The organism is Bacillus sp. DE0042, assembly GCF_007680225.1.
Lineage (GTDB): Bacteria > Bacillota > Bacilli > Bacillales > Bacillaceae_G > Bacillus_A > Bacillus_A wiedmannii.
On the sequence record NZ_VEJP01000038.1, the window covers coordinates 1 to 321 of the forward strand.

Annotated in this window: 1 pseudogene; it reads left to right on the forward strand. The window is 57.9% G+C overall.

From position 1 onward, the window contains the following. Positions 1-321, forward strand: a pseudogene (locus FS802_RS30735) (Gly-Xaa-Xaa repeat protein); the annotation flags it as partial.

Sequence of the window (321 nt, forward strand, 5' to 3'; positions counted from 1 at the left end):
TCAAGGGAACACTGGCGCTACTGGTGCTACTGGACCTCAAGGTGTTCAAGGGAACACTGGCGCTACTGGACCTCAAGGTGCTCAAGGGAACACTGGCGCTACTGGACCTCAAGGTGCTCAAGGGAACACTGGCGCTACCGGTGCCACTGGCATAGGAGTTACCGGACCTACCGGACCTTCTGGTGGGCCTCCTGGACCTACTGGACCTCAGGGCGTTCAAGGTAACACGGGCGCTACTGGACCTCAAGGTGTTCAAGGTAACACAGGTGCTACTGGACCTCAGGGTGCTCAAGGTAACACAGGTGCTACTGGACCTCAAGG